Source organism: Streptomyces sp. NPDC028289, assembly GCF_055565975.1.
This window is the reverse complement of sequence record NZ_JBVHTI010000005.1, coordinates 726,232-753,098: the sequence shown is the minus strand read 5'-3', so window position 1 is coordinate 753,098 and position 26,867 is coordinate 726,232. Positions and strand designations below refer to the sequence as shown.

Annotated in this window: 22 protein-coding genes; 11 read left to right on the top strand and 11 right to left on the bottom strand. The window is 71.1% G+C overall.

Features of this window, described 5'->3' with window-relative positions; genetic code table 11:
- Positions 1 to 133: 133 nt before the first annotated feature.
- Complete coding sequence (locus ACZ4UV_RS28225) at positions 134 to 1,969, bottom strand: serine/threonine-protein kinase (RefSeq protein ID WP_467841597.1); 1,836 nt, start codon at positions 1,967 to 1,969, stop codon at positions 134 to 136.
- A gap of 209 nt (positions 1,970 to 2,178) precedes the next feature.
- Between ACZ4UV_RS28225 and ACZ4UV_RS28220 the strand changes: the two genes are divergently transcribed.
- The 5 genes from ACZ4UV_RS28220 to ACZ4UV_RS28200 all read left to right on the top strand — a co-directional run bounded on the left by ACZ4UV_RS28220 (position 2,179) and on the right by ACZ4UV_RS28200 (position 8,073).
- Complete coding sequence (locus ACZ4UV_RS28220) at positions 2,179 to 3,537, top strand: aspartate aminotransferase family protein (RefSeq protein ID WP_451019458.1); 1,359 nt, start codon at positions 2,179 to 2,181, stop codon at positions 3,535 to 3,537.
- Between the two features lie 254 nt (positions 3,538 to 3,791).
- A complete protein-coding gene (locus tag ACZ4UV_RS28215) occupies positions 3,792 to 4,493 on the top strand; it encodes a GntR family transcriptional regulator (RefSeq protein WP_390049506.1) in 702 nt (233 codons plus the stop codon).
- The gene (locus ACZ4UV_RS28210; protein ID WP_451021833.1) at positions 4,490 to 6,910 is read left to right on the top strand and encodes a dolichyl-phosphate beta-glucosyltransferase; all 2,421 of its coding nucleotides are present in this window, start codon (positions 4,490 to 4,492) and stop codon (positions 6,908 to 6,910) included. Before ACZ4UV_RS28215 ends, ACZ4UV_RS28210 begins: the two co-directional genes overlap by 4 nt.
- Positions 6,911 to 6,988: 78 nt before the next feature.
- Entirely contained in the window at positions 6,989 to 7,639 is a 651-nt protein-coding gene (locus tag ACZ4UV_RS28205; RefSeq protein ID WP_294002930.1) for a hypothetical protein, read from the top strand.
- Between the two features lie 167 nt (positions 7,640 to 7,806).
- Complete coding sequence (locus ACZ4UV_RS28200) at positions 7,807 to 8,073, top strand: hypothetical protein (protein ID WP_451021834.1); 267 nt, start codon at positions 7,807 to 7,809, stop codon at positions 8,071 to 8,073.
- Between the two features lie 113 nt (positions 8,074 to 8,186).
- Here the strand turns inward: ACZ4UV_RS28200 and ACZ4UV_RS28195 are convergent, their stop codons facing one another.
- Positions 8,187 to 8,483 carry a hypothetical protein gene (locus ACZ4UV_RS28195; protein ID WP_451021835.1) on the bottom strand — a complete coding sequence of 99 codons (297 nt, stop codon included), beginning with the start codon at positions 8,481 to 8,483 and terminating at the stop codon, positions 8,187 to 8,189.
- A gap of 80 nt (positions 8,484 to 8,563) precedes the next feature.
- Positions 8,564 to 9,292, bottom strand: coding sequence for an SDR family oxidoreductase (locus ACZ4UV_RS28190; RefSeq protein ID WP_390049491.1), 729 nt, complete (start codon positions 9,290 to 9,292; stop codon positions 8,564 to 8,566).
- Positions 9,293 to 9,394: 102 nt separating this feature from the next.
- Here ACZ4UV_RS28190 and ACZ4UV_RS28185 point away from each other — a divergent pair, with 102 nt between their 5' ends.
- The gene (locus ACZ4UV_RS28185) at positions 9,395 to 10,243 is read left to right on the top strand and encodes a LysR family transcriptional regulator (RefSeq protein WP_451021836.1); all 849 of its coding nucleotides are present in this window, start codon (positions 9,395 to 9,397) and stop codon (positions 10,241 to 10,243) included.
- Positions 10,244 to 10,350: 107 nt separating this feature from the next.
- On the opposite strand, the gene ACZ4UV_RS28180 is transcribed toward ACZ4UV_RS28185, so the two are convergent.
- From ACZ4UV_RS28180 to ACZ4UV_RS28165, 4 genes are all read right to left on the bottom strand, one after another.
- Positions 10,351 to 11,736: a HupE/UreJ family protein gene (locus ACZ4UV_RS28180; protein WP_467841591.1), complete on the bottom strand. Its 1,386-nt coding sequence runs from the start codon at positions 11,734 to 11,736 to the stop codon at positions 10,351 to 10,353.
- Positions 11,733 to 13,013 (bottom strand): DUF3500 domain-containing protein, encoded by a 1,281-nt coding sequence (locus tag ACZ4UV_RS28175; RefSeq protein ID WP_467841588.1) that lies wholly within the window; start codon positions 13,011 to 13,013, stop codon positions 11,733 to 11,735. Before ACZ4UV_RS28175 ends, ACZ4UV_RS28180 begins: the two co-directional genes overlap by 4 nt.
- A gap of 303 nt (positions 13,014 to 13,316) precedes the next feature.
- Positions 13,317 to 15,143: a bifunctional metallophosphatase/5'-nucleotidase gene (locus ACZ4UV_RS28170; RefSeq protein WP_467841585.1), complete on the bottom strand. Its 1,827-nt coding sequence runs from the start codon at positions 15,141 to 15,143 to the stop codon at positions 13,317 to 13,319.
- 162 nt (positions 15,144 to 15,305) lie between these two features.
- Positions 15,306 to 16,589, bottom strand: a complete 1,284-nt coding sequence (locus tag ACZ4UV_RS28165; protein WP_390048583.1) for an adenylosuccinate synthase — start codon at positions 16,587 to 16,589, stop codon at positions 15,306 to 15,308.
- 197 nt (positions 16,590 to 16,786) lie between these two features.
- Here ACZ4UV_RS28165 and ACZ4UV_RS28160 point away from each other — a divergent pair, with 197 nt between their 5' ends.
- Positions 16,787 to 17,629, top strand: coding sequence for a diacylglycerol kinase family protein (locus ACZ4UV_RS28160; protein WP_467841581.1), 843 nt, complete (start codon positions 16,787 to 16,789; stop codon positions 17,627 to 17,629).
- Positions 17,630 to 17,634: 5 nt separating this feature from the next.
- Here the strand turns inward: ACZ4UV_RS28160 and ACZ4UV_RS28155 are convergent, their stop codons facing one another.
- From ACZ4UV_RS28155 to ACZ4UV_RS28145, 3 genes are read right to left on the bottom strand one after another with little or no spacing between them, the layout of a single operon-like run.
- The gene (locus tag ACZ4UV_RS28155) at positions 17,635 to 18,243 is read right to left on the bottom strand and encodes a Uma2 family endonuclease (protein ID WP_467841578.1); all 609 of its coding nucleotides are present in this window, start codon (positions 18,241 to 18,243) and stop codon (positions 17,635 to 17,637) included.
- Between the two features lie 35 nt (positions 18,244 to 18,278).
- Positions 18,279 to 19,043, bottom strand: coding sequence for an ethanolamine ammonia-lyase subunit EutC (eutC, locus tag ACZ4UV_RS28150; RefSeq protein ID WP_467841575.1), 765 nt, complete (start codon positions 19,041 to 19,043; stop codon positions 18,279 to 18,281).
- Positions 19,040 to 20,422 carry an ethanolamine ammonia-lyase subunit EutB gene (locus ACZ4UV_RS28145; protein WP_467841572.1) on the bottom strand — a complete coding sequence of 461 codons (1,383 nt, stop codon included), beginning with the start codon at positions 20,420 to 20,422 and terminating at the stop codon, positions 19,040 to 19,042. Before ACZ4UV_RS28145 ends, eutC begins: the two co-directional genes overlap by 4 nt.
- Positions 20,423 to 20,582: 160 nt before the next feature.
- Between ACZ4UV_RS28145 and ACZ4UV_RS28140 the strand changes: the two genes are divergently transcribed.
- Both ACZ4UV_RS28140 and ACZ4UV_RS28135 read left to right on the top strand, forming a co-directional pair.
- Positions 20,583 to 22,094, top strand: coding sequence for an APC family permease (locus tag ACZ4UV_RS28140; RefSeq protein WP_467841569.1), 1,512 nt, complete (start codon positions 20,583 to 20,585; stop codon positions 22,092 to 22,094).
- Positions 22,095 to 22,228: 134 nt separating this feature from the next.
- Positions 22,229 to 23,794, top strand: coding sequence for an LPXTG cell wall anchor domain-containing protein (locus ACZ4UV_RS28135; RefSeq protein WP_451020052.1), 1,566 nt, complete (start codon positions 22,229 to 22,231; stop codon positions 23,792 to 23,794).
- Positions 23,795 to 23,805: 11 nt separating this feature from the next.
- Here the strand turns inward: ACZ4UV_RS28135 and ACZ4UV_RS28130 are convergent, their stop codons facing one another.
- Positions 23,806 to 24,321: a GbsR/MarR family transcriptional regulator gene (locus ACZ4UV_RS28130; RefSeq protein WP_451020051.1), complete on the bottom strand. Its 516-nt coding sequence runs from the start codon at positions 24,319 to 24,321 to the stop codon at positions 23,806 to 23,808.
- Positions 24,322 to 24,395: 74 nt separating this feature from the next.
- Between ACZ4UV_RS28130 and ACZ4UV_RS28125 the strand changes: the two genes are divergently transcribed.
- Both ACZ4UV_RS28125 and ACZ4UV_RS28120 read left to right on the top strand, forming a co-directional pair.
- Positions 24,396 to 25,292, top strand: coding sequence for an ABC transporter ATP-binding protein (locus tag ACZ4UV_RS28125; protein ID WP_451020050.1), 897 nt, complete (start codon positions 24,396 to 24,398; stop codon positions 25,290 to 25,292).
- Positions 25,289 to 26,857 carry an ABC transporter permease gene (locus ACZ4UV_RS28120; protein WP_451020049.1) on the top strand — a complete coding sequence of 523 codons (1,569 nt, stop codon included), beginning with the start codon at positions 25,289 to 25,291 and terminating at the stop codon, positions 26,855 to 26,857. Before ACZ4UV_RS28125 ends, ACZ4UV_RS28120 begins: the two co-directional genes overlap by 4 nt.
- The last annotated feature ends 10 nt before the right edge of the window (positions 26,858 to 26,867 follow it).

Here is a 26,867-nt window from a genome sequence, read left to right as displayed (position 1 = left end):
TGGGTGCCCCCGCCACTCCCCGGAGTCGGATGGTGGGGTCACCGTAAGGGGCCGGATGCGGCCGTGAAGGGACATATCGGTCGCCCGCACTGTTGTTCGCCGAACGTTCAACTACCCCGGGTCCGGCGGCAGTTCACTCCTTGCTGTAGGTCAGGCTCTCGTCGCCGCCCTTCGTCACGCGCTTCAGCTTGCCGCCCGGGAGCAGGGTCACCTCGGTGGCCTCTCCGGCGGTGCACGACGAACGGGGCTTGCCCGCCGTGACCGTGGACGGGCCGATCTCCAACGGACCGTCCGAGCCCGGCTTTTCGGCCAGCTTCGCCGCGAACTCGCAGTGGTAGCCCGGGCCGTCCGCGACCAGGGTGAGGACCGTGTCGCCCACGGCACCCTGGCGGATGGCCAGTTCGCGGGTGTTGTGACCGGTGTCGTTGTCTATCGAGGTGACCCAGGTGCCGAGGAAGCCGCTCGGAACGGTGCCCTTGGGAGCGGCCGAGGAGGAGGGCGGCTCGGTGGGCGACGGCTCCGCGGCGGTGGTCGGGGCGGTGGCCGAGGGAGCGGCGGCGGTCCGGCCGCCCGCCTTGGCGTCCGTGCCGTCGCCGCCGCCGCTGTTCATGAGCGCGTAGACGGAGCCGCCCGCGGCCAGCAGCACGATCAGGGCGACGGTGACGAGGAGGGCGGTGGAGCGGGCGGTGCGGCGGGGCTCGTCGGCGGGGAGGGGGTCGTACAGCGGGGGCGGCGGGACGGGCGGGTAGATCTGGGTGGGGTCGGGGGCGGGCTCGGGTGCGGTCGCGGTGTACGGGTTGTACGGGTTCGGCGACGACTGCGGGTGCTGGTGGGGTTGGTTCGGGTAGCCGTAGGCCGGGTGGGCGGGGGCGTGTTCGGGGGACGAGGCGTTGTGGGGCGGCTGCGGGTCGGTGGGGGCTGATCGCGCCCCCGCGGCGGCAGCCGCAGATTCGACACCGCCCCGCGCCCCTCGGGGAGTTGGCCCCTGCGCCCATTGATTCGTCGCCGCGGCCGCGGTTGCCGGGGCCTCGTTCAAGGCCCCGTAGACCGTCGGGTCCTCCACCTCCAGCAGCTCCACCGCGTGGCGGCCCAGTTGCGCCACCAGTGCCCCCGGCAGCCACGGGTCTCTCGACCGGCCCTCCCAGACCGTGTCGCCCGCTCCCGTCCGGGACAGGATCGCGTCCAGTGACGGACGGGCCGCGGGGTCCTTGCGCAGGCAGTCGCGGACCACGTCGGCGATGTCCTCGGGGAGGCCGGAGAGGTCGGGGTCCTCCTGGGCGATCCGGAACATCAGGGCGTGTGCGCCGCCCTCCGTGGAGCCGAAGGGAACCCGGCCGGTGGCCGCGTAGGCGAGCACCGAGCCGAGGCAGAAGATGTCGCAGGCCGGGGTGATCCGGTCGCCGCGCACCTGCTCGGGGGCCATGAAGCCGGGCGAGCCGAGGAGCGAGCCGGTCTGCGTGAGCCGCTCGCCGGGCAGTGTCTCCAGCGCCCGCGCGATGCCGAAGTCGATGACCCGGGGCCCCTCTATGGTGAGCATCACGTTGGACGGCTTGAGGTCCCGGTGGACGATCCCGGCCGCGTGGATGTTGCCCAGCGCGTGCGCAAGCCCGGCGGCGAGGATGCGCACCGACCGCTCGGGCAGCGGCCCGTGGTCGTGCTCGACGACCCGCTGGAGGCTCGGCCCGGCCACATAGCCGGTGGCCACCCAGGGCACGGCGGCCTCGGTGTCGGCGTCGAGCACCGGCGCGGTCCAGAACCCGCCGACCCGCTGGGCGTTGCGGACCTCCTGCCGGAAGCGCGCCCGGAACTCCTCCTGCGCGGCCAGCTCCGCCCGCACCAGCTTCACGGCGACGGTACGACCGCGCTCCGACCGGGCGAGATACACGTGCCCCATGCCGCCCGCGCCCAGCCGCGCCAGCAGCCGGTAGCTCCCGATGTGCTGCGGATCCCCCGGCCCCAGCTTCTCCATGGCAGATCCGCCCCTCGCTCACACTTGTGATCGAGCCGAGAATAATGCGGCCCTTCCGGGGATCGCGCAGTGCCATGTCTACGGTTACGTAACAGGGACCGACCGCGGGCCATGTCCCCAGGCTGTGGACAATCTGTCGCGGAATCCCCCTGGCCACGGAACAGGTCGCCGATACCGCTCCGGTGCCGGCCGCTCCTACGCTCCCCCGCATGACCCCTCAGCCCAATCACCAGGCCGGAGCCGCCGTGAAGGCGGCCGATCGTGCGCATGTCTTCCACTCCTGGTCCGCGCAGGACCTCATCGACCCGCTTGCCGTGGCCGGCGCCGAGGGGTCGTACTTCTGGGACTACGACGGCCGGCGCTACCTGGACTTCACCAGCGGGCTCGTCTTCACCAACGTCGGGTACCAGCACCCGAAGGTCGTCGCCGCCATCCAGGAGCAGGCCGCGAAGATGACGACCTTCGCTCCCGCCTTCGCCGTCGAGGCGCGGTCGGAGGCGGCACGGCTGATCGCCGAGCGGACGCCCGGGGACCTCGACAAGATCTTCTTCACCAACGGGGGCGCGGACGCCGTCGAGCACGCCGTGCGGATGGCCCGGCTGCACACCGGGCGCCCGAAGGTGCTGTCCGCCTACCGCTCGTACCACGGCGGCACCCAGCAGGCGATCAACATCACCGGCGACCCGCGCCGCTGGGCCTCCGACGGCGCCGCCGCCGGGGTCGTGCACTTCTGGGCGCCCTTCCTCTACCGCTCCCGTTTCTACGCGGAGACCGAGGAGCAGGAGACCGCGCGGGCGCTGGAGCACCTGGAGACGACCATCGCCTTCGAGGGGCCGGGGACGGTCGCGGCCATCGTGCTGGAGACCATCCCCGGCACCGCGGGGATCATGGTGCCGCCGGCCGGGTACCTCGCCGGTGTCCGGGAGATCTGCGACAAGTACGGGATCGTCTTCGTCCTGGACGAGGTGATGGCCGGGTTCGGGCGGACCGGTGAGTGGTTCGCCGCCGACCTGTTCGGGGTCGTACCCGATCTGATGACCTTCGCCAAGGGCGTGAACAGCGGGTACGTGCCGCTCGGCGGTGTGGCCATCGGCGAGAAGATCGCCGAGACCTTCGGCAGGCGGCCCTACCCGGGTGGGCTGACGTACTCCGGGCATCCGCTGGCCTGCGCCGCGGCCGTCGCCACCATCAACGTGATGGCGGAGGAGGGGGTCGTCGAGAACGCGAAGCGGCTGGGGGCCGAGGTGGTCGGACCCGCGCTCGCCTCGCTCGCCGAGCGGCACCCGAGCGTCGGCGAGGTCCGCGGGGTCGGCATGTTCTGGGCGCTCGACCTGGTGAAGAACCGGGAGACCCGGGAGCCGCTGGTGCCGTACAACGCGGCCGGGGAGGCGAACGCGGCGATGGCCGCGTTCGGGGCCGCCGCGAAGAAGCACGGGCTGTGGCCGTTCGTGAACATGAACCGGACGCATGTCGTGCCGCCGTGCAACGTGAGTGAGGCGGAGCTGAAGGAAGGGTTCGCTGCGCTGGACGCGGCGCTGAGTGTGGCCGACGAGTACACGGTGGGTTGAGGCCGGGTTTTGGCTGCGGGTGCGTGGGGGCTGGTCGCGCAGTTCCTCCCCCAGCCTTCGGCCGGGGGTACCCCCAGCACCCCTTGCGGGGCGCTACAGCACAGGACGCTCACAGGATCCGTAGAAACGACCCACGGGTAGCTTCGCGGACACGGAAGGAGTACACGCGGAACCCGAACGCGTAAGGTGGCGTGCTCGTACATGTACGTGTAAGCGAGCACGTCACCCGAACGCGTGAGGAGAGGGACCCCACGATGCCCGGCAACGGCGCTGTGACCCGCAGTACCCTGCGCCAGCAGATCGCGGACGCGCTCCGTGACGAAGTGCTCGCCGGGCGGCTCCAGCCGGGCCGGGAGTTCACGGTCAAGGAGATCGCCGAACAGTACGGGGTCTCCGCCACCCCGGTCCGCGAGGCGCTGGTCGACCTGTCGGCGCAGGGCATCCTCGACGCCGACCAGCACCGAGGGTTCCGGGTTCCGGAGTACACGCTCGCCGACTACCGGGGCATGATCGAGGCCCGCAGCCTGGTCACCGACGGCATGTTCCAGGCCCTCACCGACGGGCTGCACCCCGCCTTCAAGGACCCCGAGGAGCCCCGGGTCTCGGCCGCCCTGGCGGCGGTCCGGCGGCGTGGCGAGGAGGCGCAGCGCGCCGCGGCCGCCGGTGACCTGACCGTCCTCATCGGCTACGACCTCCGGTTCTGGCGGGAGCTGTCCGCCCTGTTCGGCAACCCCTACCTCGCCGACTTCCTGCACCGGCTGCGCGTGCAGTCCTGGGTGTGCGCGGTGCGGCATCTTCGCCGGCTGCCCGATCTACGCGGGTATCTGTGGTCCCGGCACACCGAGTTGGTCGACGCGCTGTCGCGCCGGGACACGGAGGCCGCCCGGGGGATCGTCGCCGCGTACAACACGCACTCCCTCGCCCTGATCGAGCGACTGGCGGAGAAGGACGGATGACCGCGCCCACCACCGTCGACCTTTCCGTCGTCATCCCGGCGTACAACGAGGAGGAGCGGCTCGGCCCGACCCTCGACGCCGTCACCCGCTACCTCGCCGACAACGAGAGCCGCTTCGGTTCCTGGGAAGTGATCGTCTCCGACGACGGCTCGACGGACGGGACCCGCGAGGTCGCGGCCTTACAGCACCCGCACGTCCGGCTGGTCACCGCCGACCGCAACCGGGGCAAGGGCAACGCCCTGCGGCTCGGCGTCGCCGCCACCTCCGGCGGCCGTGTGCTGGTCACCGACGCCGACCTCGCGGCGCCGATCGAGGAGCTGGAGCGGCTGGACAAGGCGCTCAGCGAGGGCGGCGCCGCGGCGATCGGCTCGCGTGCGGTGCCGGGCGCGGAGATAGCCGCCCACCAGCACCGGCTGCGCGAACTGCTCGGCCGCGCCGGGAACCTGCTGATACGCGCCACCGCCGTGCCGGGTCTCAGGGACACCCAGTGCGGGTTCAAGCTCTTCGACGGCGACCTGGCCCGCGAGGCCTTCGCCGGCTCCCGGCTCGACGGCTGGGGCATCGACGTGGAGGTCCTCCAGCACCTGCACCGCGCCGGCCACCCCGTCACCGAGGTCCCGGTCCGCTGGAGCCACCAGCCCGGCTCGAAGGTGGGCCCGCTGGACTACCCGAAGGTCCTCGCAGACCTGGCCCGGCTGCGGCTGCGCCGGCTGCGCCCGGCGGACCTGCTGGTCCCCGTCCTCTTCCTCGCCCTCTCCGTCGCCCTCTACTCGGGCCGCTTCTTCGACCCGGACCACCGCTACCTCACCGACTCCCTCCAGGACCAGAACCAGTGGGAGTGGTTCTTCGCGGTGACCGCGGACAACCTCGCGCACTTCCGCAACCCGCTCTTCTCCGACTTCCAGAACTTCCCCGACGGCGTCAACCTCATGGCCAACACGGTCATGCTGGGCCTGTCGGTCCCCTTCGCCCCGCTGACCCTCATGGCCGGTCCGGCCGTCTCGCTCTCCGTCTGCATGGCGCTGGGCCTCGCCGCGACCGCCGTCGCCTGGTACTGGCTGATCGTCAGGCGGGTGGTACGGCACCGGGCCGCCGCCTTCGTCGGCGCGGCCCTCGCGGCCTTCGCGCCGCCGATGGTCAGCCACGCCAACGCGCACCCCAACTTCGTGATCCTGTTCATGATCCCGCTGGTCATCGACCGCGCCCTGCGCCTCGCCACCGGCGCCCGGGTCCGGCGGGACGGGATCGTGCTCGGCCTGATGGCGGCGTACCAGGTCTTCCTGGGCGAGGAGCCGTTCCTGCTGGCGGCACTGGGGATGACCTTGTTCGCCCTCGCCTACGCGGCCGTACGCCCGCAGGTGGCGAAGGAGGCATGGCGCCCGCTGGGCAAGGGCCTGCTGATCGCCGGGGCGGTCTGCCTGCCCCTCGTCGCCCTCCCGCTCCACTGGCAGTTCTCGGGCCCGCAGAGCTACCACAGCGTCCTGCACGGCGACAACGCCGGAAACAGCCCCCTCTCCCTCCTCGCCTTCGCCGAACGCTCGATGCTCTACGGCGACGCCGGCCGCGCCAACGAGCTCTCCCTCAACCCCACCGAGCAGAACGCCTTCTACGGCTGGCCGCTGGTCCTGGTCGCCTTCGGGATCGTCGTACGGCTCTGGGAACGGCCGCTGGTCAAGGCGCTGGCGTTCACCTCGGTGGCCGCGGCCGTGCTGTCCATGGGCCCGGAGATCCGCATCCCGCTCACGGAGACGGTGTATCCGGGGCCCTGGGCGCTGGTGCGGAAGTTCCCGCTCTTCGAGTCCGTCATCGAGGGCCGGGTGGCGATGATCTGCGCCCCGGCACTGGGCATCCTGCTCGCGCTCGCGGTCGAAAAGGCGCTGGCCACCCGCCGCCCCGGCGCCCAGTACTTCGGTCTGCTGGCGGTCGCCCTCGCCCTGCTCCCGATCGTCCCCGCCCCGCTGAAGTCCGAACAGCGGGAAGCGGTCCCGTCGTTCATCAGCAGCGGGATGTGGAAGTCGTACGTGGGCAAGGGCGAGTCCCTCGTCCCCCTCCCGCTCCCGGATCCCGGCTACGCCGAGGCCCTGCACTGGCAGACCAGCGCGGGGCTCGGCTTCAAGCTCCCCGGCGGGTACTTCAACGGCCCCTACGGCGCGGACCGCACCGGCATCTACGGCGCCGTCCCGCGCTACACCTCCAGCATGCTGCGGGACGTCCGCTACTCCGGCAAGGTGCCGGTGATCGGCAAGAACTGGCGGGCGCAGGCGAAGAAGGACTTCGCGTACTGGAAGGCGGGGGCCCTGGTGGTCGCCCCGCAACCCAATGACGAGAAACTACGACAGGCGGTGGAGGCCCTGACCGGAAAACCCGGTAAGTGGACCGGTGGGGTCTGGGTATGGGACCTGCACGAGGGGAGCTGACCGGCGCCGCACGGACTACTCTTCCCTGACCACCTAGCTGAGCACCTGCTGTGAACGCGCTGATATGAGGAGCCCTCTTTGGCCTGTGACCTCTGGCTGGTACCGCTCGTCGACGTGTTGTGCCACACCCCCGACAATCCCTTCGCCGAGGAACTCGCGCAATACAACAAGGTGCTCGCCGAGGCCGGGCTGCCCCCGGTGCCGGTGTACCAGTACATGCCGGGCCTGTCCGGCGAGGTCGCCCCGGTGGCCGGCTTCGACTACGACGCGCTCCACTTCCTCCGCCGCGCCTACCTCCTCCAGGTCTGCGGCCTGCCCGTCTCCCCCGTGGACGACCTCGGCGGCGACTACGAGCAGCTCCTGGAGATGTTCGAGTCGACGGCCCAGCAGTCGCACCTGGTCTGGCACTACGACCACGCGGGCGCCTACGTCCCGGTCGACTTCCCGCGCCCGCTCTCCAGTGACGAACTCCTCGCCAGCGGCGGCCCGCTGGGCTCCTCCCACGCCCTGCTGCGCGAGCTGGAGTACGTCGCCCCGTCGATCGGCATCGACCCGGCGAACCCCCCGGCGCCGCCCCAACCCCCGGCCGCACCCACCGACTTGGAGGAACCGGCGGTCCCGGCGCCCTACGACCCGAGCCCGTTCGCGCGGGAACGGCACGTGTGGCTGGGCCTGCACGCGGCGGCGACCCGCAGCCTGGCCCAGGGTTCGATGATCGTCTTCAGCTGACGCCAGGTCACGCTGATGACAGGTCACGCTGACGGCTGGTCACCCGGATGACCGTCACACCCCATATGGCTCCTCCGAAGAGCGCGGCGAGCGATGTCGATCTAGCCTCCGAATTGAGCGCTTATCAGTTCATATGACCGCGCGCTCTCATCAGCTCGAGGAGGAACATGCGCAAGCTTCACAAGGCAGCTGTCACGATCGCCATCGTCGGTGGCGTCGGCTTCATGGGCACCGTCCCGGCCACCGCCCTCACGGCGCAGCAGCACGCGTACGGCGGTCACGGCGGTGGCTGCCGGTCCCACGACTTCAACCTCGACATCCTCGGCAACGTGGGCATCGCCAACGGGCTCGCCGGCAACCTCCTCAACGGCGAGGGCAGCCCGGGCGCGCAGTTCACCGACCTCGGTTCCGACTGCGGCCGCGGCGACTGGTAGGCCGTCACGCACCACTGAAGCGGCCGTGAGCCGCGTATTCATCTCTGTGTGAGTGAAAAGGCTCCGGACCGTTTGCCGGTCCGGAGCCTTGGGGTGTGTCTTCGGGACCGCGGTCAGCCCTGCTCGACGATCCACGGTCGCCGGGCCCGCACCGTCCCGAGCACGACCGTGACCGCCGCCGCGGCCAGCGCGACCGCCGGCCCGAACGTCGCCACGAGAATCCATCCGCCGGAGTCGTCGCGGAACCGGGCTGTTCCGGCCGAGGTGCCACAGCTGTCACCGGCGAACGCCATGCCGAGGAACAGCGGCCCGTTGACGGCGACGGCGACCGCGAGCAGCAGTACGGCCACGACGGCGAAGACCACCCTGAGGGGACCGCCCTGCGAGGGGCACGACGGTGGAAGGCTCATGCTCCCCGTCTCGTCCCCGACCGCGCGTTCCCGCCCGAGTAGAGCTACTCAGCAGGGGTGAGCCCGTGCCCCGGGGTGAGTCACCAGGGCACCTCCCCGTCGTCGTCGAAGAAGCGGCCGGTCGGGCCGTCGTCGGGCAGGGTGGCGAGGCGGATCGCGGTCGCCGCGCCCTGTTGCGGGGTGCGGTGGCCCTGGAAGCCGTTGAGGTCGGTGGCGCAGTAGCCGGGGCAGGCGAGGTTGATCAGGATGTTCGTGTCCTGGAGTTCCCTGGCGTACTGGACGGTGACGCCGTTGAGGAACGTCTTGGACGGCGAGTAGGCGACGGCGATCGGACCCATTTCGGCGCCGGGCGCGGTCTGCCGGGTGAGGGAACCGACACTGCTGGAGACGTTGACGATCCGCGGGGACGGCGAGCGCCGCAGCAGCGGCAGCATCGCGTTGGTGACGCGGATGACGCCGATGACGTTGGTCTCGACGGCCTCCCGTACCGTCGCGAGGTCGGCGGTGGTCGGCGTCTGTGCCATGCCGCCGGTGACACCGGCGTTGTTGACGAGGGCGTCGAGGTGTCCGGCGAGGTCCTCGACCAGCGCTGCGGCCGCGGTCACGCTCGCGTCGTCGGTGACGTCGAGCGGCACGCCGAACGCGTCGACGCCGGCCGCCCGCAGCTTGGCCACGGCGGTCTCCCGGCGCTCCGGGTCGCGCGCGCCGACGCCGACGCGCCAGCCGAGGGCGCCGAGGCCGGCCGCGATCTCGTGTCCGATGCCCTTGTTCGCGCCGGTGACCAGCGCGGTCTTCTGCTGTTCGGTCATGCTTCGATCCTGTCCGGGGCCGGGGCGTATGGGCCAGGACCGATCGGGTGGGCAGCGATACCGCAGGGGTATCGATCCCGGCCGGATCGGTAGCATGGAGGTGTGGAGACGCGGGAGTTGCGGTACTTCGTGGCTGTTGCCGAGGAGCTGCACTTCGGGCGGGCGGCCCAGCGGCTCGGGATGGCGCAGCCCCCGCTGTCGCGGGCGATCAGCCGGCTGGAACGGCGGCTCGGGGCGACCCTGCTGGAACGCACCAGCCGCGCGGTCACCCTGACCGAGGCGGGGTCGGTGCTGCTGCGGGAGGCCCGGGCGGCGCTGGACGCGGTGGCGGCCGCCGAGCAGCGCACCCGGCGCGCGGCGCTCGCCGCGTCCGGCCGGCCGGGCGTGGTGCTGGCCACGAAGGCGGGCGCGTCCGGCGAACTGCTGGCGAAGCTGCTCGACGCCTACGCCGCCGAACCGGACGCGGTCGCCGTCGATCTGCTGCTGTGCGGGGTCGGCGAGCAGGAGCGGATGCTGCGTGACGGACGGGCCGACGTGGCGCTGCTGCACCTGCCGTTCGATTCCGCGGCGGGCTTCGACACCGAGGAACTGCTGACGGAGGGCCAGGTACTGGTGGTGCCGGCCGGGCATCCCTTCGCCGTCCGCGAGCAGGTGCGGACGGCCGAGGTCGCCGAACCGGCCGGGCTGCCCCTGGCGCGCTGGCGAGGCCGCGACGGCAGGTACCCGGAGGGGCCCGGTCCGGAGGTCCGGGACCAGGCCCAGCTGTACCAGCTGATCGCGCTGGGCCGCGCCTGCTGTGTCGTGCCGGAGTCCGTCCGGTCCCAGCTGCGCGAGGACCTCGCCGCGGTACCGGTGGTGGACGCACCGCCGGTCACCACCGTGATCGCGTGGCCGCCGCACAGCCGCTCCCGGGCCGTCGCCGGACTGGTCCGCGCCGCCATGCAGCTCTGAGCCGGGGGGCGTCAGGCGCGGTGGGCCGACGCCGTGATGGTCGCGGTGCCGATCACGTGGCGCCGTCACCCCGGCGGACCCGGCGGCCGAGGACGGCTTCCGCAGGCTCATGAACGGTCCGGGGCTGCACGCCATCGGGGCGGCCTGAGTTCGCCCTGCGGTGCGTTGCGCATGCGGGCGGCCAGGGCCCACCCGGTGCTGGCGAGCGCGGTCAGCGCGAGGGTGACCAGCAGCAGAGTGGTGTGGGAGCCCGCGCTGTCGGCCGCGCGGGCGACCGGGTTGGGCAGGCCGAGGCGGTCGACCAGCCAGCCGAGGGCCGCCACGCCGGTGAGCGCCGCGCCGGTGAGGCGGAGTACGGGCTGGACGCGGAGGCGGGCCAGGACCAGGAGCGAGGGCAGGGCGAGGCAGACCAGCAGCAGCTGGACCAGTTCGATGCCGAGGTTGAAGCCGAGGAGGCTGGTGGCCAACTGGCCGGTGGAGAGGTGCATTTCGGCGAGCACGAACGAGAACGCCATGCCGTGGCCCAGGCCGAAGACGCCGGCCACGAGCGCTTCCCGCCCGGGGAAGAGGGGGCGGATCGCGTGGATCGCGCCGACCAGGATGCTCGCGGCGATGAACGCCTCCACCGGCCAGGACGAGATGTCGAGCCGGCCCAGGGAGCCGGCGGCCAGGGCGACCGAGTGGCCGGCGGTGAAGGCGAGGGTGATGCCGCCGATACGGGCGAGTGCCTTGCGGGGGCCCACCAGGCCGGACCAGCGGCCGCCGGTCGCGGCGAGGGGGGCCGGCAGGAGCAGGATCAGCAGGAAGAGCAGGTGGTCGGTGCCGGTGAGGATGTGGTTACCGCCGAGTCCGACCATGGCGACGAAGCCGCGCCAGGCGCTGCCGGAGCCGAGGTCGACCTCGAGGGCCGGGACCTTCATGTGCCGGACGTCGAGCTCGATGGTGCCGACCTGGGTGGCGCCCTCGCCGTCGACCTGGCCGTTCGCCCAGTCCTGGCGGACCGTCACGAGGGTCACGTGGGTGACGACCTGGTGCACGATCACGTCGTAGTCGAAGGTGAAGCGGCGTACGTCGGCGCCGGCGGGCGGGGTGAGGACCGCGGCGACGGTCAGTTCGCGGTAGGGGCCGGTGGACGTCTGCCGGGTGGCGCTCAGGTGTATGGAACCGATGGCGACCCGCCAGGCCGTGCCCCGGGCGGTGGTCGGGTGGATGTGCTTCAGCAGGTAGGTGCGGATGGCGGCGGCCCGGGACGGCAGTTGGGCCTTGGTCGTCCCGGTGAGGTCGATCCCGCTGGCCCGGGAGAAGTCGCTGACCGGCAGTTCCAGGCGGGCGGCGACCGACGACCGGTACACGTCCAGCTGCACCACCGAGTGCGGCATCGGATGCGCGGCGGCCGGCGGCGCCCCGAGCAGGAGCGCCGCCGGTACCACGATCGCGATCCCGGCCACCAGGCGTGTCAGGGCGGTGGTGAGCCAGTTTCGCGGTCCGGTCATGAGAAGGAGAACTCGCTGCCGTAGTCGCGGGTGTGGTCCCGGTACACGGTGTGGTAGTGGACCTGGTTCTGGAACACGACACCGTTCTGGCAGACGAACTCGATCCAGACGCTGGGGCCGTCGATGCGGACGTAGTCGCCCTGCGTGTCCAGGCCCGTGCCTCCCGAGTAGGAGATGTAGGTCTGGTCGAGCTCCTTGGTGTACGTCCTCATGAGCTTCGCGGCGGTGGCCTCGTCCGCGTCCGCCACCCAGGGGCGCATCGCGGCGATGACCAGCTTCTTCTGCTTCGCCGACAGCTCGCTGACCTTGATGCCTTCCTTGGTCTCCGGGAAGTCGCCGTCCTTGTTCGGGCCGAGCAGCACGTCGCTGAACGACTCGGACAGCTTGGCCTTGGCCAGCTCCGCCGCGCTCAGGCCGGCGGTCAGCTTGAGCATGCCGTCGCGGAACCTGTTCAGCGGCGCGACCGTGGTGCCGTCGGTCGTGGTCCAGCTGGAGGGCTCGACGCCGGTGAAGTACGGGCTGGCTCCGACGACCTTGCCGTTCTTGTACGTGATGTTCACGGCGAGGTGGTGACCGCCGAAGTGCAGCTGCCAGGTGCCGGTCGCCGACGGGGTGCCGAGGAACGCCAGGAAGTACTGGCTGCTGCCGTACCCGCCACCGCCGCCACCGCCGCCACCGGTGCCGCCGGAGGGCGGGGCGCCCGTGGGGGCGTCGGTGGGAACGGCGGTGTCGGTGGAGGTCGCGCTCGGGTCCGCCGAGGCGGAGTCGGTGGGCGCGGCCGAGGGCGCGTCCGTGGGTGCGCCGGCGCTGCTGGTGGCCTGGGCGGAGGCGAGCACGTCGTCGGCCGCGAGGGTCTGCAGGACGTGCTGGTAGCCCGTGTCCTTGCCGGTGCCCAGGGCCTCCTTCAGCACGGCCTCGGCGGCGGCGATCTGGTCGGTGGTCAGCGAGCTGAACTCGATGCCGACGCGGCAGGAGGAGCCGCACGGCAGGTTCGACCAGGCGGTCGCGTTCGCCTGGGTGAAGTCCAGCAGCGTCGCCGACTGCTCGTCGGAGGTGAGGGTGTTGAGGAACGCGTTGGCGGCGCTGACCACGCCCGCGACGCCCGTGGCCTTCTTGTTCACCGGGCGCTGGACACCCGCGTCGGATTTCTGGGCCCCTTCGGTCGAGGCGTTCGCCACGGCGAATCCGCCGCCGACCAGGACTATGGCCGTGGCAGCTCCGGCCACACCCCGCCACGTCCGCCGTGTACGCACCTGGCGGGTTCTTTCTCTGCTCACGAACCTCTCCTTTGAAGACAGGGGGAGAAAGGCATGAAAAAACGCAACAGCCTTACGGGAGACACCCATTGGCCTGCTGTGACGCCACGGACAGTACCAACAACACCGTCGACACTCAATGCGTGAAAGACGACTGAAGAACAGCTTCGAATCGCCTCCGAAATCCTTCAGAATTCACAGCCTTAAGATTTCACAGATTGGGTTGAATTCGCTATGGAAATTGACAGGTTCCGCTTATCGAGCAAACAAAAAATGGCGGCCCCACACGAGGTGGGACCGCCACAGAACCGCGGCAGACGAACGCTAGAAGACGGGCGTGCCGCCCTGCGTCAGCTTCCAGTTGGTGGCCGCGAAGGCCGACGGGTCGATGGTGCCCTTGGCCGTGGCGTAGGCGATCAGCAGGTCGCGGACCTGGTTGGTGGAGCTGTAGGCGGTCTCCGCGGCGGCGATGTGCGGGTAGCCCGAACCGCCGTTGGCCCGGTAGTTGTTGACGGCGACGACGAAGACCTGGTCGTCGGCGACCGCGGTGCCGTTGTAGGTCAGGTTCTTGATGCGCGAGCCCTCGGCCGCCGCGATGTCGATCTCGTAGTCGACGCCGGCCGCCATGTCGTACATGTAGTCCCAGAAGCTGTTGGCGTTGGTGAGGGTGGCGGTGTCCACCGCCGTGCCCGCCGGGACCTGGTGGTAGTACTTCGCCGCGTACTCCAGGTAGTCCTTGAGCTGGGCGCCGGTGAGCTTCTTGCCGTACAGGGTGTTCTCGTAGACGTACAGGCCCGCCACGTCACGGATCGTCACGTCACCGGCCGGGATGGTGGCCGTACGGCTGAAGCACGCGGCCACCGAGATCAGCGGGAGCGCGGCGTCCGCCGCCGACAGGCCCGCCTTCACCGCGTCCATCTGGACCTGCTGGATGAAGTCGATGGCGGGGACGTCCTTCCAGCAGGCCTCCGCCGTCGTCATCGCCGCGGTGCAGGTGCCGATCGCGGTGTTGACGTACTTGACGACCAACTGGTGGTCCGCGGTGAGGAGTTCGGTGATCCGCGGGTCCTCGGCCACCGTGTTGCTGTTCAGGGTGGTGGCGGTCTTCTTGGTGATCTTCCAGGAGCCGCGCACGTGCTCCAGCTCGAAGTCGAAGCGGGAGAGGCGGTAGCCGTAGCAGTACGGCTCGGACAGCAGGACGTCCTCGCCCGTCTCCGCGTTCTTCACCGTGTACGACGGGACGTCGACGTGGGTGTGGCCGACGAGGATCGCGTCGATGCCGGGGACCTGCTCGGCGACCAGGTTCGACGCGTTCTCCACGTAGGGGAGTTCGTCGCCCCACGAGGTCGAGCCGTCCAGGCCGGAGTGGTCGGTGAGGAAGACGACGTCACAGCCGAGGGCGCGCAGCCGCGGCACGTACTTCTTCGCCTGCTCGACCAGGCCGGTGAAGGCCATCTTCCCGGAGACGTTGTCCTTGTCCCACAGGGCGATGCCCGGGTTGGTGAGGCCGAGGATGCCGACCTTGATGTCCGGGCCGTGCGGGACCTTGATGTGCTTGACGGTGTAGGGCCGGAAGGCGGGCTGCAGCGTCTTGGCGTCCAGGGCGTTGGCACCGAGCAGCGGGAAGTCGCACTGCTTCTCGAAGGTGCGGACCGTCTCGATGCCGTAGTTGAACTCGTGGTTGCCGAGGGCCGCCGCGTCGTAGCGCATCTCGTTCATGGCGATCGCCATGGGGTGCTTGGGGCCGCGCTTGCCGTTCTTGCCGGTGATGGGGTCGACGCTCGCGAAGTAGGAGGCGAGGGACGTGCCCTGGATGATGTCGCCGGCGTCGACGAGGAGGACCCGGTCCGCGCCCTTCTCCTTGCGGATGTTCTTCACCAGGGTCGCGATGCGGGCGATGCCGTAGGTGTTGCCCTTGGAGTCCACGGGCGCCGCGTTGGTGTAGTAGTCCCAGTTGAAGACGTGGCTGTGCAGGTCGGTGGTGCCCAGGATGGAGAAGCTCCAGGTCTTGGGCGCCTTCGGCGGCTTGGCGTGGCCGGCCTCGGCGGCCTCGGCGCTGCCGGTACCGACCGTTCCCGCGACGGCCACGGCAGCGCCGGTGACGGCCGACTTCTGCACGAACTCACGGCGGTTCATGGGATTGACGGGCATTCAGGGCTCCTGAAAGGCGGAGAGGACGGGTGGGGCATGCGGGAGGCGGCGGGCTACCCGCGTAGATGCTGACCGTCGCCCGTTACCGGCGTAACCACGGAAAGCCCAAGGGCCGGTCAAGGATTACCAAGACCGGCCCAAGTGCGTCGCCCAACCGCAGCCCTACAGGAACGAGTTGATCTCGATCGTCTCGTCCCGGCCCGGGCCCACGCCGATCGCGGAGATCGGGGCGCCGGACATCTCCTCCAGCGCCTTCACGTAGTTCTGCGCGTTCTTCGGCAGGTCCGCGAAGGACTTGGCCTTGGTGATGTCCTCGGACCAGCCCGGCAGCGTCTCGTAGACCGGCTTCGCGTGGTGGAAGTCGGTCTGGGAGTACGGGAGTTCCTCGACGCGCTTGCCGTCGATCTCGTACGCGACGCAGACCGGGATCTGCTCCCAGCCCGTCAGCACGTCGAGCTTGGTGAGGAAGAAGTCCGTCAGGCCGTTCACGCGGGTCGCGTAGCGGGCGATGACCGCGTCGAACCAGCCGCAGCGGCGGTCCCGGCCGGTCGTCACACCGCGCTCGCCGCCGATCCGGCGCAGCGCCTCGCCGTCCGCGTCGAAGAGCTCGGTCGGGAACGGGCCGGCGCCGACGCGGGTCGTGTACGCCTTGAGGATGCCGATGACCCGGCTGATCTTCGTCGGGCCGACGCCGGAGCCGGTGCAGGCACCGCCCGCGGTCGGGTTCGAGGACGTCACGAACGGATACGTGCCGTGGTCGATGTCGAGGAGCGTGCCCTGCCCGCCCTCGAAGAGGACGACCTTGTCGTCCTCCAGGGCCTGGTTGAGGACCAGGACCGTGTCGGCGACGAACGGAGCGAGCTTCTCCGCGTAGCCCAGCAGCTCCTCCACGACCTGCTCGACGGCGATGGCCCGCCGGTTGTAGAGCTTGGTGAGCATCTGGTTCTTGACGTCGAGGGCCGCCTCGACCTTCTGGGTCAGGATCGACTCGTCGTAGAGGTCCTGGACCCGGATGCCGACCCGGTTGATCTTGTCGGCGTAGGTCGGCCCGATGCCGCGCCCCGTCGTACCGATCTTCCGCTTCCCGAGGAAGCGCTCCGTCACCTTGTCGACGGTCACGTTGTACGGCGTGATGATGTGCGCGTTACCGCTGATGAGGAGCTTGGACGTGTCGACGCCACGCTCGTTCAGACCGCTCAGCTCGGAGAGCAGGACCGACGGGTCGACGACGACGCCGTTGCCGATGACCGGGACACACGTGGGCGAGAGGATTCCGGAAGGGAGGAGGTGGAGCGCGTACTTCTGGTCGCCGACGACGACCGTGTGACCGGCGTTGTTGCCGCCCTGGTAACGCACCACATAGTCGACGGAGCCGCCTAGCAGGTCCGTCGCCTTTCCCTTGCCTTCGTCACCCCACTGAGCACCGAGCAGCACAAGTGCGGGCACGCGCGTACACCCCTTCCGGGCGGGGCATGTCCAAGGTCAGGGGCGTACGCGTAAGGTTCGTCGCCGCGTACCACCGCGACCGTCGTTGGCCGCACAACCGTCGGACCGGATGCCCCGGAATAGACGAAGCCCCTGGCGCAATAGCGCAAGGGGCTCTTGCACAGTGATGCTACCCGAGGAAGCGAGGCAGGACCGAGGTGGCGACTTTCGCGAGGTCCGATCAGCTGCTGGTGATCATCGATCCGGCGGCGAGGGAAACGGACGGTGAATCCGTCCGGATCGCGAAAGACGTGCTCAGCGCGGGTGCGGCCGCGAAGGTGTGCATGCCGGAGGGGCCCGAGGAATTCGCCCGTGTGCTGTCCCGCAGGGGCTCGCGGCGGCCGGTGGTCGTCGGGGACGACGGCGCCCTGGTCCGTGCGGTGACCTTTCTGCACCGGAGGCGGGAGCTGGCCGACTGCGTGCTGGCCATGGTCCCGGTCGGGGGCGCGCTGGGCGTCGCGCACGCGCTGGGGGTGCCCGCCGGTGCGGTGGCGGCGGCGCGGGCGGTCCTGGACGGGGTGGAGCGCCGGATGGACCTCCTCGTCGACGACAGCGACGGGGTGGTGCTGGGCGCGCTGCGGATCCCGCCGGTGACGGCCGCGGCCCAGGCCGCGGAGACGGTGCCGGCGCGCGGGTGGCTGCGGCCGTACCAGCACCTCGTGCGCTCCCTGTCCGCGCGCCCGGCCCCGGCCCTGGCCGTGCCCGGCCCGCCGGCACGGCTGCGGGTGGAGGTCGACGGCGAGACGGTCGTCGACCTGGACCAGCCGGTCGAGGGGATCTCGGTGACCCCGGGCGGCCACGACGGCCTCGCCGAGGTGGAGGTACGCCCGCTGTCGGTGGGCGCGGAGGCGACCCCGGTACTGGCCACGGGCCGCACGGTGACGGTGGTGGGCGCGGACTTCCGCTACCGGGCGGACGGCGGCCTGGCGGGGCCGGTACGGCGGCGGACCTGGCGGGTGGTGGAGGGGGGATGGGGGCTTACGGTGCCGGGGGCGGGGTGAGCCCGTCAGGCTTCGCCCTCTTCAACGGGGGCCTCGAAGCCGGCGGTGTCGATGATGCAGTCGAAGGGAGCCGGAATGGAGAGCCTCTCTCCAAACGGCCTCGTGTCCCGTGACTCGTACCCCTTCGGCGAGGGGTTCCAGAACACGGTGGCCAGCTCCTCCTGCATGTCGAGGAGCAGATAAACCGGAACTCCGGCCCTTCCATAGACCGTGACCTTCTCCGTCAGGTCATCGTCTCGGGTGGAGCTGGAGGTCAGCTCCACGGCGAGAGACAGGGCCTCTCCATCGAGCCGATTGCTGACTGTCCGAAAGCTTCGTCGGGGCGCTACGTGAATATCCGGTCCGTACGCACGTTCGTCCCCAGGAAAGACGTAGAGGAACGGGGCAGCGCTGATGCGGTACCCCTCAGGCAGATGCGGCCGTAGCTGATCACAGACCAGCTCCATGGCGTCCTGGTAATACCCTTTCGACCACGGCGACAAGACGATGCTCCCCCTGATGATCTCGGCCTGGAGGCCGACAGGCACGATCAGCTCGTCGAGGTAGTCCAGCAACGCCTCGAAGCTGCGGGGCTCGGTGCCGCTTATCGTCGGTCGCTCAGTCATCAACGTCATGATGCGCCCTCCCCGTGTCGCAGACCAGCCACCACTCAGAGTATCCGACCGATCACATCTCCGTGATCGCTTTCGTCCTTCAGCTCCACCCCCGTCCGCCCCAGCTCCCGCGCCCTCCCCATCAGCGCCGCCAGCTTCCCCGCCGCCGCGTCGTAGCCGAGGCCCCGCGGCGGCCGGATGTTGCTCAGGCAGTTGCGGTCGGCGTCCGTCGTCACGCCCGGCACCGGCCGGTACGTCAGGTAGGCGCCCAGGGAGTCCGCCGCCGACATGCCGGGCCGTTCGCCGATGAGGACGACCGCCAGGGCGGTACCCATCGCGTGCGCGATGTCGTCGCCGAGGGCCACCCGGGCCTGTTCGGCGAGCACCACCGGGGCGACGCGCCAGTCCGGGAGGCGGGCCGCCGTCGCCCGGACCACCGCCGCCGCGTGCTCGTGCACCGCCCGGCTGGACAGCCCGTCGGCGACGACGAAGACGAGGTCCCAGTCACCGGCCGGCAGGTGCGCCCGGTCCATGGGGTGCAGGCGGCGGCCCAGGTCGGGCCGCTGGAGATACGTCAGCCGGTCACCGGCCGCGCTGCGGACCCGTACCGTCGGCATCCCCGGCAGCCCGGCCGTCACGGTGTCCGGCTCGAACGGCGAGTGCACCGCGTCCCGGGCCGCCGCGTGCGCCGACTGGAGGCCCAGGCGGTGCCGGGTGGGCAGGGCGGAGCCGGAGCGGCCGAGGCCGATCCGGGCCTGGGTGTGGCGGCGCAGCAGCGGCCAGAGTTCGTCGAGTCCGGTGGTCGTCGTCACCTCGGTCATGCGGCCAGTTCCCTTCCGATCGCCGCCAGCGGGTGGCCGCCGACCTCGCGTACGCCGCCGTCCTCGGCCAGCAGCCCGACCGACTCCAGCCACGCCTCGAACTCCGGGGCCGGGCGCAGGCCCAGCACCTCGCGCAGGTACAACGCGTCGTGATAGGAGGCCGACTGGTAGTTGAGCATGATGTCGTCGCCGCCCGGCGTGCAGATCACGAAGGAGGCGCCCGCGACGGCGAGCATGGTCAGCATGGTGGCGATGTCGTCGTCATCGGCGTCGGCGTGGTTGGTGTAGCAGATGTCCAGGCCCATGGGCAGGCCGAGGAGCTTGCCGCAGAAGTGGTCCTCCAGGGCGGCCCGGAGGATCTGCCGGCCGTCGTAGAGGTACTCGGGGCCGATGAAGCCGACGACGGTGTTCACCAGGAGCGGGCGGTAGCGACGGGCCACCGCGTACGCCCGTGCCTCCACCGTCTGCTGGTCCACCCCGTGGTGCGCGTCCGCGGACAGGGCGCTGCCCTGGCCGGTCTCGAAGTACATGACGTTGTCGCCGACGGTTCCGCGGCCGAGCGCGAGCGCCGCCTCGTAGGCCTCGTCGAGCAGGCCGAGGGTCACGCCGAAGGAGGCGTTCGCGGCCTGGGTGCCGGCGATGGACTGGAACACCAGGTCGACCGGGGCGCCGCGCTCCATGAGGTCCACGCTGGTGGTGACGTGGCAGAGCACGCAGGACTGGGTGGGGATGGCGTAGCGGGTGATCACGCCGTCCAGGAGGTCCAGCAGGTCGCGGACCGCCCTGGGGCTGTCGGTCGCCGGGTTGATGCCGATGACCGCGTCGCCGGAGCCGAGGAGGAGGCCGTCGAGGAGGGCGGCCGCCACGCCCGCCGGGTCGTCGGTGGGGTGGTTGGGCTGCAACCGCGTCGCGAGCCGCCCCGGCAGACCGATCGTCGAGCGGAACGCGGTGACCACCCGGACCTTGCGGGCGACGGCGACCAGGTCCGCGTTCCCCATCAGCTTGGACACGGCGGCGGCCATCTCCGGTGTGATCCCCGGCGCCACCGCGGCCAGCGCCCCGGTGTCCGCGGCCAGCAGCCACTCGCGGAACTCGCCGACGGTCAGCCCGGCGACGGGGGCGAAGGCGGCGGTGTCGTGCGTGTCCAGGATCAGCCGGGTCACGTCGTCGTCCTCGTACGGGATCACCGGCTCGGTCAGGAAGGTGGCGAGCGGCACTTCCGCCAGCGCCCAGCGGGCCGCGACCCGTTCCCGCGCGCTCGCGGCGGCGAGGCCGGCCAGCCGGTCGCCGGAGCGTTCGGGGCTCGCGGCGGCCAGCAGGCGGGCCAGGGAGCCGAAGCGGTGGCGTTCGCCACCGAGGGTGGCCGTGTACGTGCTCATGGCGGCGACCGTACGAGCCGGGTGTTGCCGACAGATTGCGTCAGATTTCTAAAGGTCTGGTTGACAAACATTTAACGCACCGAGACCCTCGACGGACTCATTCGGCCTACAGAGTTCCGGTTCGGTACAGCCAGCGAACAGCAGGAGAGGGGCCACCCCGATGGCAGTGGACGAGGGAGTCGCCCCGGCGACGGAGACAGGCGGCGAGGGCACGGTTCACCGGCTCAAGCCCAACGCGATCGGTCTGCTCGGGGTGGTCTTCATGGCCGTCGCGACCGCCGCACCGATCACCGCGATGACCGGCAACGTGCCCTTCATGGTCTCGTCCGGCAACGGCATAGGCGCGCCGGCGAGCTACCTCGTCGCAATGGTCGTCCTGGCAATCTTTTCCGTCGGCTTCACGTCGATGGCGAAGCACATCACCTCGACGGGCGCCTTCTACGGCTTCATCTCCTACGGTCTCGGCCGCACCGCGGGCCTGGCCTCGGGGCTGCTCGCCACCTTCGCGTACGTCGTCTTCGAACCGGCGCTGATCGGCATCTTCTCGGTCTTCGCCAACACGACGCTCAAGGACCAGACCGGCCTCGACGTCCCGTGGTGGGCGTTCGCGATCCTGATGCTCGCCATCAACGCGACCGGCACCTGGTTCGGCGTCAGCGTCGCCGAGAAGCTCCTCGTGGTCCTCCTCGGCACCGAGGTGACCGTGCTCGCGGCGATGGCGATCTCGGTCGCCCTGCACGGCGGCGGCCCGCACGGCTTCACCTTCGCCCCGGTCAACCCGGTCAACGCCTTCAAGGGGACCAGCGCCGGCCTCGGCCTCTTCTTCGCCTTCTGGTCCTGGGTCGGCTTCGAGTCGACGGCGATGTACGGCGAGGAGTCCCGCGACCCGAAGAAGATCATCCCCAAGGCGACGATGATCTCGGTCCTCGGCGTCGGCGTCTTCTACGTCTTCGTCTCCTGGATGGCCATCACCGGCAACGGCGAGACGGAGGCCGTGAAGGCCGCCTCCTCCGCGAACCCGCTCGCCCTCTTCTTCAACCCGACCGAGCACTACGTCGGCCACTGGGCGGTCGTCCTCATGCAGTGGCTGATGATCACCGGCTCGCTGGCCTGCGGCATGGCCTTCCACAACTGCGCCGCCCGCTACATGTACGCGCTGGGCCGGGAGGGCGTCCTGCCGAAGCTCCAGAAGACCGTCGGCCGCACCCACCACAGGCACGGCTCCCCGCACATCGCGGGCCTGGTCCAGACGGTGATCTCCGCCGTCCTGATCGCCGCGTTCTGGATCGCGGGCAAGGACCCGTACAACGCCCTCTACGTCCTGCTCGCCATCCTCGGCACCATGGCGATCCTGGTCGTGCAGGCGGTCTGCTCGTTCGCGGTGCTGGTCTACTTCCGCAAGAACCACCCCGAGAGCCGGCACTGGTTCAAGACCTTCGCCGCCCCGCTCATCGGCGGCGTCGCGATGCTCGCCGTGGTCGTCCTGCTGGTGTCCAACATGGGCGTCGCGGCCGGCACCGAGTCCGGCTCACTGCTGCTGAAGGCGACGCCGTGGCTGGTGGCACTGATGGCGGCGACGGGCATCGGCTACGCGCAGTACCTCAAGCACCGGGCACCGGAGCGGTACGCGCTGCTGGGGCGGACGGTGCTGGAGGAGACGCGGGAGCGGTAGGCGTGGGGGGCCGGTGACCGGTGCGGCCGGTGGGCTGCCGGACCGAAAGGTGAACTCCCGGACAACCATCGGCATTCGCCGGGTGTCTCAGTGGTGTGGCAGGGGCGAGGGGCGCCCCGCCGGGAGGAGCCACCATGACCCACCGCCGGCACCGATTCGGGGCCGCGCTGGCAGTCTTCGCGGCCGCGGTCGCCGCATGGCTGCCCGTGACGTCCGCCCAGGCCGCCGACGGCCCGGTCGTACACATCTGGCTCCAGGACGACCACCTGGGCCTGCCGATGCCGCCGAACACGGGCGACCCGACGATGGTGAACTGGGGCCTGCGCAACGACGGCCCCGGCACCGCCAAGGACGTCACCATCAGCGCGGACCTGAGCAACGTCATCGACTGGGTCACCACGGACGCGCCCGTACCCGCCGACCACGTCTACACCTGGCCCGCCCGGGACGTCCCCGAGGGCGAGGCGGCCGGCTCGCTCATCGGCCTGAGCGCCAAGCCCGGCACCCCGCTCGGCACCACCGGCACGGTGACCCTCAGCGGTACGTCCGCCAACGGCACCGTGGTCTCCACCACCGCGAAGGTGACCGTGGGCACCACCGACCTGAAGGTCAACAAACTGGCGGCCCGCAAGGGCGACAAGCCCGGGTCCACGATCGACACCCCGATCACGATCAGCAACGTCGGCACCCTGGCCGCCGACGGGGTCCAGCTGAAGATGCGCACCACCATCGGGCTCTCGTACGCGAAGCACTACTCCAACTGCGTGTACTCCAAGGCGGACGACTACGTCCTGACGGAGCAGGCGCTGTGCACGTTCGACACGGTCGTCGAGCCCGGCAAGAGCTACCGGGTGGACCAGCCGGTCGGGCTGGACGTGACGGACCAGGCCCTGTTCGAGTACTTCAGCCACGAGGCCCTGCCCCTGTCCGGTAGCGCACCGAAGCCGGGGGACGGTCCCGTGCTCTCCCTCGTCGCCGCCGGGGACGCCGCGACCGGCGGCACGGCGATCGACCGGCAGCACATCGACGCCGACAACACCGCCGACATGGTCGCGGGCGGCGCCACCGCGAAGGGCGCACCGGGCGACCTGGTGCACGTGACCGTCTCCCTGAGCAACGAGGGTCCGGGCTGGGTCGGCTACAACGCCAGCGACGACCAGCCCGCGCTCCTGGTGACCGTCCCCACCGGCACCAAGGCGGAGGAGATCCCCGCGCACTGCAGCCCGTGGAACGACGAGGCAAAGTCCGGTACAGGGGAGCAGACGCCGGGCGCGGCGCAGTACCTCTGCCAGTCGAGTCCGAACCAGTTCACCGTCGGGGACTCCCGCTCCTTCGACTTCGGTCTGCGGATCCGCGCGAACGCCGCGACCACCACCGGTGAGGCCCTGGCGACCACGGCCTACGGCAACACCATGACGTTCGACCACACGCACGGCAACGACACCGCGGCCGTCAGGGTCGAGGTCGAGGGCGGCACCACCGCGACGCCGAGCGCCTCCGCGTCGCCTTCGACGACGGCGACGGCCGGTACCGGCGGCAACACCCCCGGCACGCAGACGGTCTCCACCACCGGCGACAGCGGTTCCCTCGCCTCCACCGGCAGCAGCGGCGCCGTACCCGTGGCCGTTGCCGCCGGCGCGGCAGCGCTGCTGCTCGGCGGCGGGCTGGTCTTCCTGGTCAGGCGCCGGAACCGGACGTGATGTAGGCAGGTTCAGCGGTCTTCGGCGAGGGGTCGCCCCTCGCCGAAGAGCTGATCGCGGTGGACGCGCCAGCGCTCCATCATCTTGCCGATCTCGTCGTCGACGAACTCGAAGAACGCGAGCGTCTCGGCCATCCGGCGCCCCGCCGGGGTGTCGGGGCCGAGGCTGCTCACGCCCTCCCGCAACGCCCCCTCCCACCGCCTGATCACGGCCTCCCGGTTGGTGAGGGCCTCGTACCACTGGTTGCTGTGCACCCGGTACCGCTCCCGCCGGGAGCCCGGCTCCCGCTCGCGCGCGACCATGTGCTGCTGGGCCAGATAGCGCACCCCGCCGGACACCGCCGCCGGGCTGACCTGCAACTGCTCCCCCAGTTCGGCCGAGGTCAGGGCGCCGGAGTCGGACGACAGCAGGGCCGCGAAGATCCGGGCCGGCATGCGCTGCATCCCGGCCTCGACGAGCTGTGCCGCGAAACTCTCGACGAACTTCGAGACGGCCTCCTGATCGCGCCCCATCGCATCCGTAGTCATGGTCACCAGCCTAGCGGGGGTTTCCACACTTCCTTAACTTCACAAATTTCTGAAGACAGCGTACGTTCTGAGCCATGACGAAGGCCATCACGGTCGCGGGGCTCCACAAGTCCTTCGGCCGCACCCACGCCCTGGACGGCCTCGACCTGGCCGTCGAGGCCGGCGAGGTGCACGGTTTCCTCGGCCCCAACGGCGCCGGGAAGTCGACCACGATCCGGGTCCTGCTCGGCCTGCTGCGCGCCGACTCGGGCGCCGCGCAGATCCTCGGCCGTGACCCCTGGAAGGACGCCGTGGAGGTGCACCGCCGGATCGCCTACGTCCCCGGCGACGTGACCCTCTGGCGCAACCTCTCCGGCGGCGAGGTCATCGACCTCTACGGCCGCCTGCACGGAGGCCTGGACAGGGCCCGCCGCGCCGACCTGCTCGACCGCTTCGAACTCGACCCGACGAAAAAGGGCCGGACGTACTCCAAGGGCAACCGGCAGAAGGTCGCCCTGGTGGCCGCCTTCGCCTCCGACGTCGACCTGCTGATCCTCGACGAACCGACCTCCGGCCTCGACCCCCTGATGGAGGAGGTCTTCCAGCGCTGCGTGGAGGAGGAACGGGACCGGGGCCGTACGGTCCTGCTCTCCTCGCACATCCTCAGCGAGGTCGAGGAACTCTGCGACCGCGTCAGCATCATCCGGGCCGGCCGGACCGTCGAGTCCGGCTCCCTCGCCGACCTGCGCCACCTCACCCGCACCAGCGTGACCGCCGAACTCGCCGGTCCCCCCAACGGGTTGGCGCACCTCCCCGGCGTCCACGACCTCGACGTCCAGGGCCACCGGATCCGCCTCCAGGTGGACACCGCGCACCTCACCGCCGTACTCCGCTCGCTGTCCGAGACCGGTGTCCGCTCCCTCACCTCCACGCCCCCGACCCTGGAGGAACTCTTCCTGCGCCACTACCAGGACGAGGCGGCCGCCCGATGAGCACGCTCGCCGGCACCGGCACCCTGCTGCGCCTCGCGCTCCGCCGCGACCGCGTGACCACCCCGGTGTGGATCGCGGTGAACGCGCTGATGGTCCTCTCCATGCCGAACACCCTGAAGAGCCTGTACGGCACGGACGCCGAACGCACCGACCTGGTCCGCCAGTTGCAGACCAACGCCTCCTACCGCGCCCTGATCGGCCCGCTCCACGACACCTCGCTCGGCGGCCTGACGGCGTGGCGGGTGGGCGTGTACGCCGGGCTCCTCGCGGCCGTGACCAGCCTGCTCGTCGTCGTACGGCACACCCGTGACGAGGAGGAGAGCGGCCGCGCGGAACTCGTGGCGTCCGGCGCGGTGGGCCGCCGGGCGTCGCTGACCGCGGCCCTGCTGGCGGCGGCGGTCGCAAACGCCGTGCTCGCCCTGCTCGTCACCGCGGGCCTGGCGGGTCAGGGCACGGCGGGTGCGCTCTCCTTCGGCCTCGGCCTGGCCGCGACCGGCATGGTCTTCGCCACGACGGCGGCGGTCGTCGCCCAGCTCACGGAGAGCGCCCGCCTGGCGAGGGGCCTGACGTCGGCGGTCCTGGGCGCGGCCTTCGTGCTCCGCGCGGCGGGCGACGCGGCGACGAGCGACGGCTCCTCGCCGTGGACGTGGCTCTCCCCGCTCGGCTGGCTGGAGAACCTGCGCCCGTTCGCCGCCGAACGCTGGTGGGTGCTCCTGCTCTTCGCGGCGGCGGTGCTGCTCCAGGGCTCCGCGGCCTATGTCCTTGCCGGGCGCCGGGACCTCGGCATGAGCTTCTTCCCCGCCCGCCCCGGCCCGGCCGCCGGCCGCCTCGGCTCCGCCGCCGCGCTCGCCTGGCGGCTCCAGCGGGGCGGCGTGCTCGGCTGGTCGCTCGGCTTCTTCCTGGCCGGCGTGGTCTACGGCGGCCTGACGGAGGGCGCGGCCGACCTGGTCGGCGACAACAAGAGCGCCCGCGAGATCTTCGAGCGGATGGGCGGCCAGAGCGGGCTGACGGACGCGTTCCTCGCCTCGATGGTCGGGATGCTGGGCCTGGTCGCCGCGCTGTACGTCGTCGCGTCGGTCCTCCGCCTCCACGGCGAGGAGACGTCGGGCCGCGCGGAACCCGTCCTCGCCGGTCCGGTGGGCCGCCTGCGCTGGGCGGCCGGCCACCTCACCGTCGCCTTCGGCGGCGCGGCCCTGATCATGCTCCTCGCGGGCCTGGGCTTCGCCGTCGGCTACGGCAAGGAGGTGGGCCCGATCCTGGGCGCCTGTCTGGTCCAGCTCCCGGCGGTGTGGGTGATCGGCGGGGTGGCGGTGCTGCTGTTCGGGGTTGCGCCTCGGTTCGCCCCCGCCGCCTGGGGCGTGGCCGTCGCGGTCCTCCTGATCGGCTGGGTGGGCCCGGCCCTGAACGCCCCGAGACTCGTCCTGGACCTCTCCCCCTTCGGTCACCTGCCGAAGCTGCCGGGCGGGGGCATGGAGTGGGAGCCGGTGGTGACCCTCACCGGGCTGGCGGTGGTGCTGGCGGGCATGGGGCTCACGGGGCTGAGGCGCCGGGACGTGACCGGCTGAGGGCTGTCTC

What these genes read in the sequence shown, in the direction of transcription:
- ACZ4UV_RS28180 (WP_467841591.1), bottom strand. Translation starts at nt 11,736, where the DNA reads ATGACCGGACCGCGAAACTGGCTCACCACCGCCCTGACACGCCTGGTG.
- ACZ4UV_RS28210 (WP_451021833.1), top strand. Translation starts at nt 4,490, where the DNA reads ATGACCGCGCCCACCACCGTCGACCTTTCCGTCGTCATCCCGGCGTAC.
- ACZ4UV_RS28215 (WP_390049506.1), top strand. Translation starts at nt 3,792, where the DNA reads ATGCCCGGCAACGGCGCTGTGACCCGCAGTACCCTGCGCCAGCAGATC.
- ACZ4UV_RS28225 (WP_467841597.1), bottom strand. Translation starts at nt 1,969, where the DNA reads ATGGAGAAGCTGGGGCCGGGGGATCCGCAGCACATCGGGAGCTACCGG.
- ACZ4UV_RS28145 (WP_467841572.1), bottom strand. Translation starts at nt 20,422, where the DNA reads ATGAGCACGTACACGGCCACCCTCGGTGGCGAACGCCACCGCTTCGGC.
- ACZ4UV_RS28195 (WP_451021835.1), bottom strand. Translation starts at nt 8,483, where the DNA reads ATGAGCCTTCCACCGTCGTGCCCCTCGCAGGGCGGTCCCCTCAGGGTG.
- ACZ4UV_RS28220 (WP_451019458.1), top strand. Translation starts at nt 2,179, where the DNA reads ATGACCCCTCAGCCCAATCACCAGGCCGGAGCCGCCGTGAAGGCGGCC.
- ACZ4UV_RS28135 (WP_451020052.1), top strand. Translation starts at nt 22,229, where the DNA reads ATGACCCACCGCCGGCACCGATTCGGGGCCGCGCTGGCAGTCTTCGCG.
- ACZ4UV_RS28140 (WP_467841569.1), top strand. Translation starts at nt 20,583, where the DNA reads ATGGCAGTGGACGAGGGAGTCGCCCCGGCGACGGAGACAGGCGGCGAG.
- ACZ4UV_RS28130 (WP_451020051.1), bottom strand. Translation starts at nt 24,321, where the DNA reads ATGACTACGGATGCGATGGGGCGCGATCAGGAGGCCGTCTCGAAGTTC.
- ACZ4UV_RS28170 (WP_467841585.1), bottom strand. Translation starts at nt 15,143, where the DNA reads ATGCCCGTCAATCCCATGAACCGCCGTGAGTTCGTGCAGAAGTCGGCC.
- ACZ4UV_RS28200 (WP_451021834.1), top strand. Translation starts at nt 7,807, where the DNA reads ATGCGCAAGCTTCACAAGGCAGCTGTCACGATCGCCATCGTCGGTGGC.
- eutC (WP_467841575.1), bottom strand. Translation starts at nt 19,043, where the DNA reads ATGACCGAGGTGACGACGACCACCGGACTCGACGAACTCTGGCCGCTG.
- ACZ4UV_RS28190 (WP_390049491.1), bottom strand. Translation starts at nt 9,292, where the DNA reads ATGACCGAACAGCAGAAGACCGCGCTGGTCACCGGCGCGAACAAGGGC.
- ACZ4UV_RS28155 (WP_467841578.1), bottom strand. Translation starts at nt 18,243, where the DNA reads ATGACGTTGATGACTGAGCGACCGACGATAAGCGGCACCGAGCCCCGC.
- ACZ4UV_RS28120 (WP_451020049.1), top strand. Translation starts at nt 25,289, where the DNA reads ATGAGCACGCTCGCCGGCACCGGCACCCTGCTGCGCCTCGCGCTCCGC.
- ACZ4UV_RS28125 (WP_451020050.1), top strand. Translation starts at nt 24,396, where the DNA reads ATGACGAAGGCCATCACGGTCGCGGGGCTCCACAAGTCCTTCGGCCGC.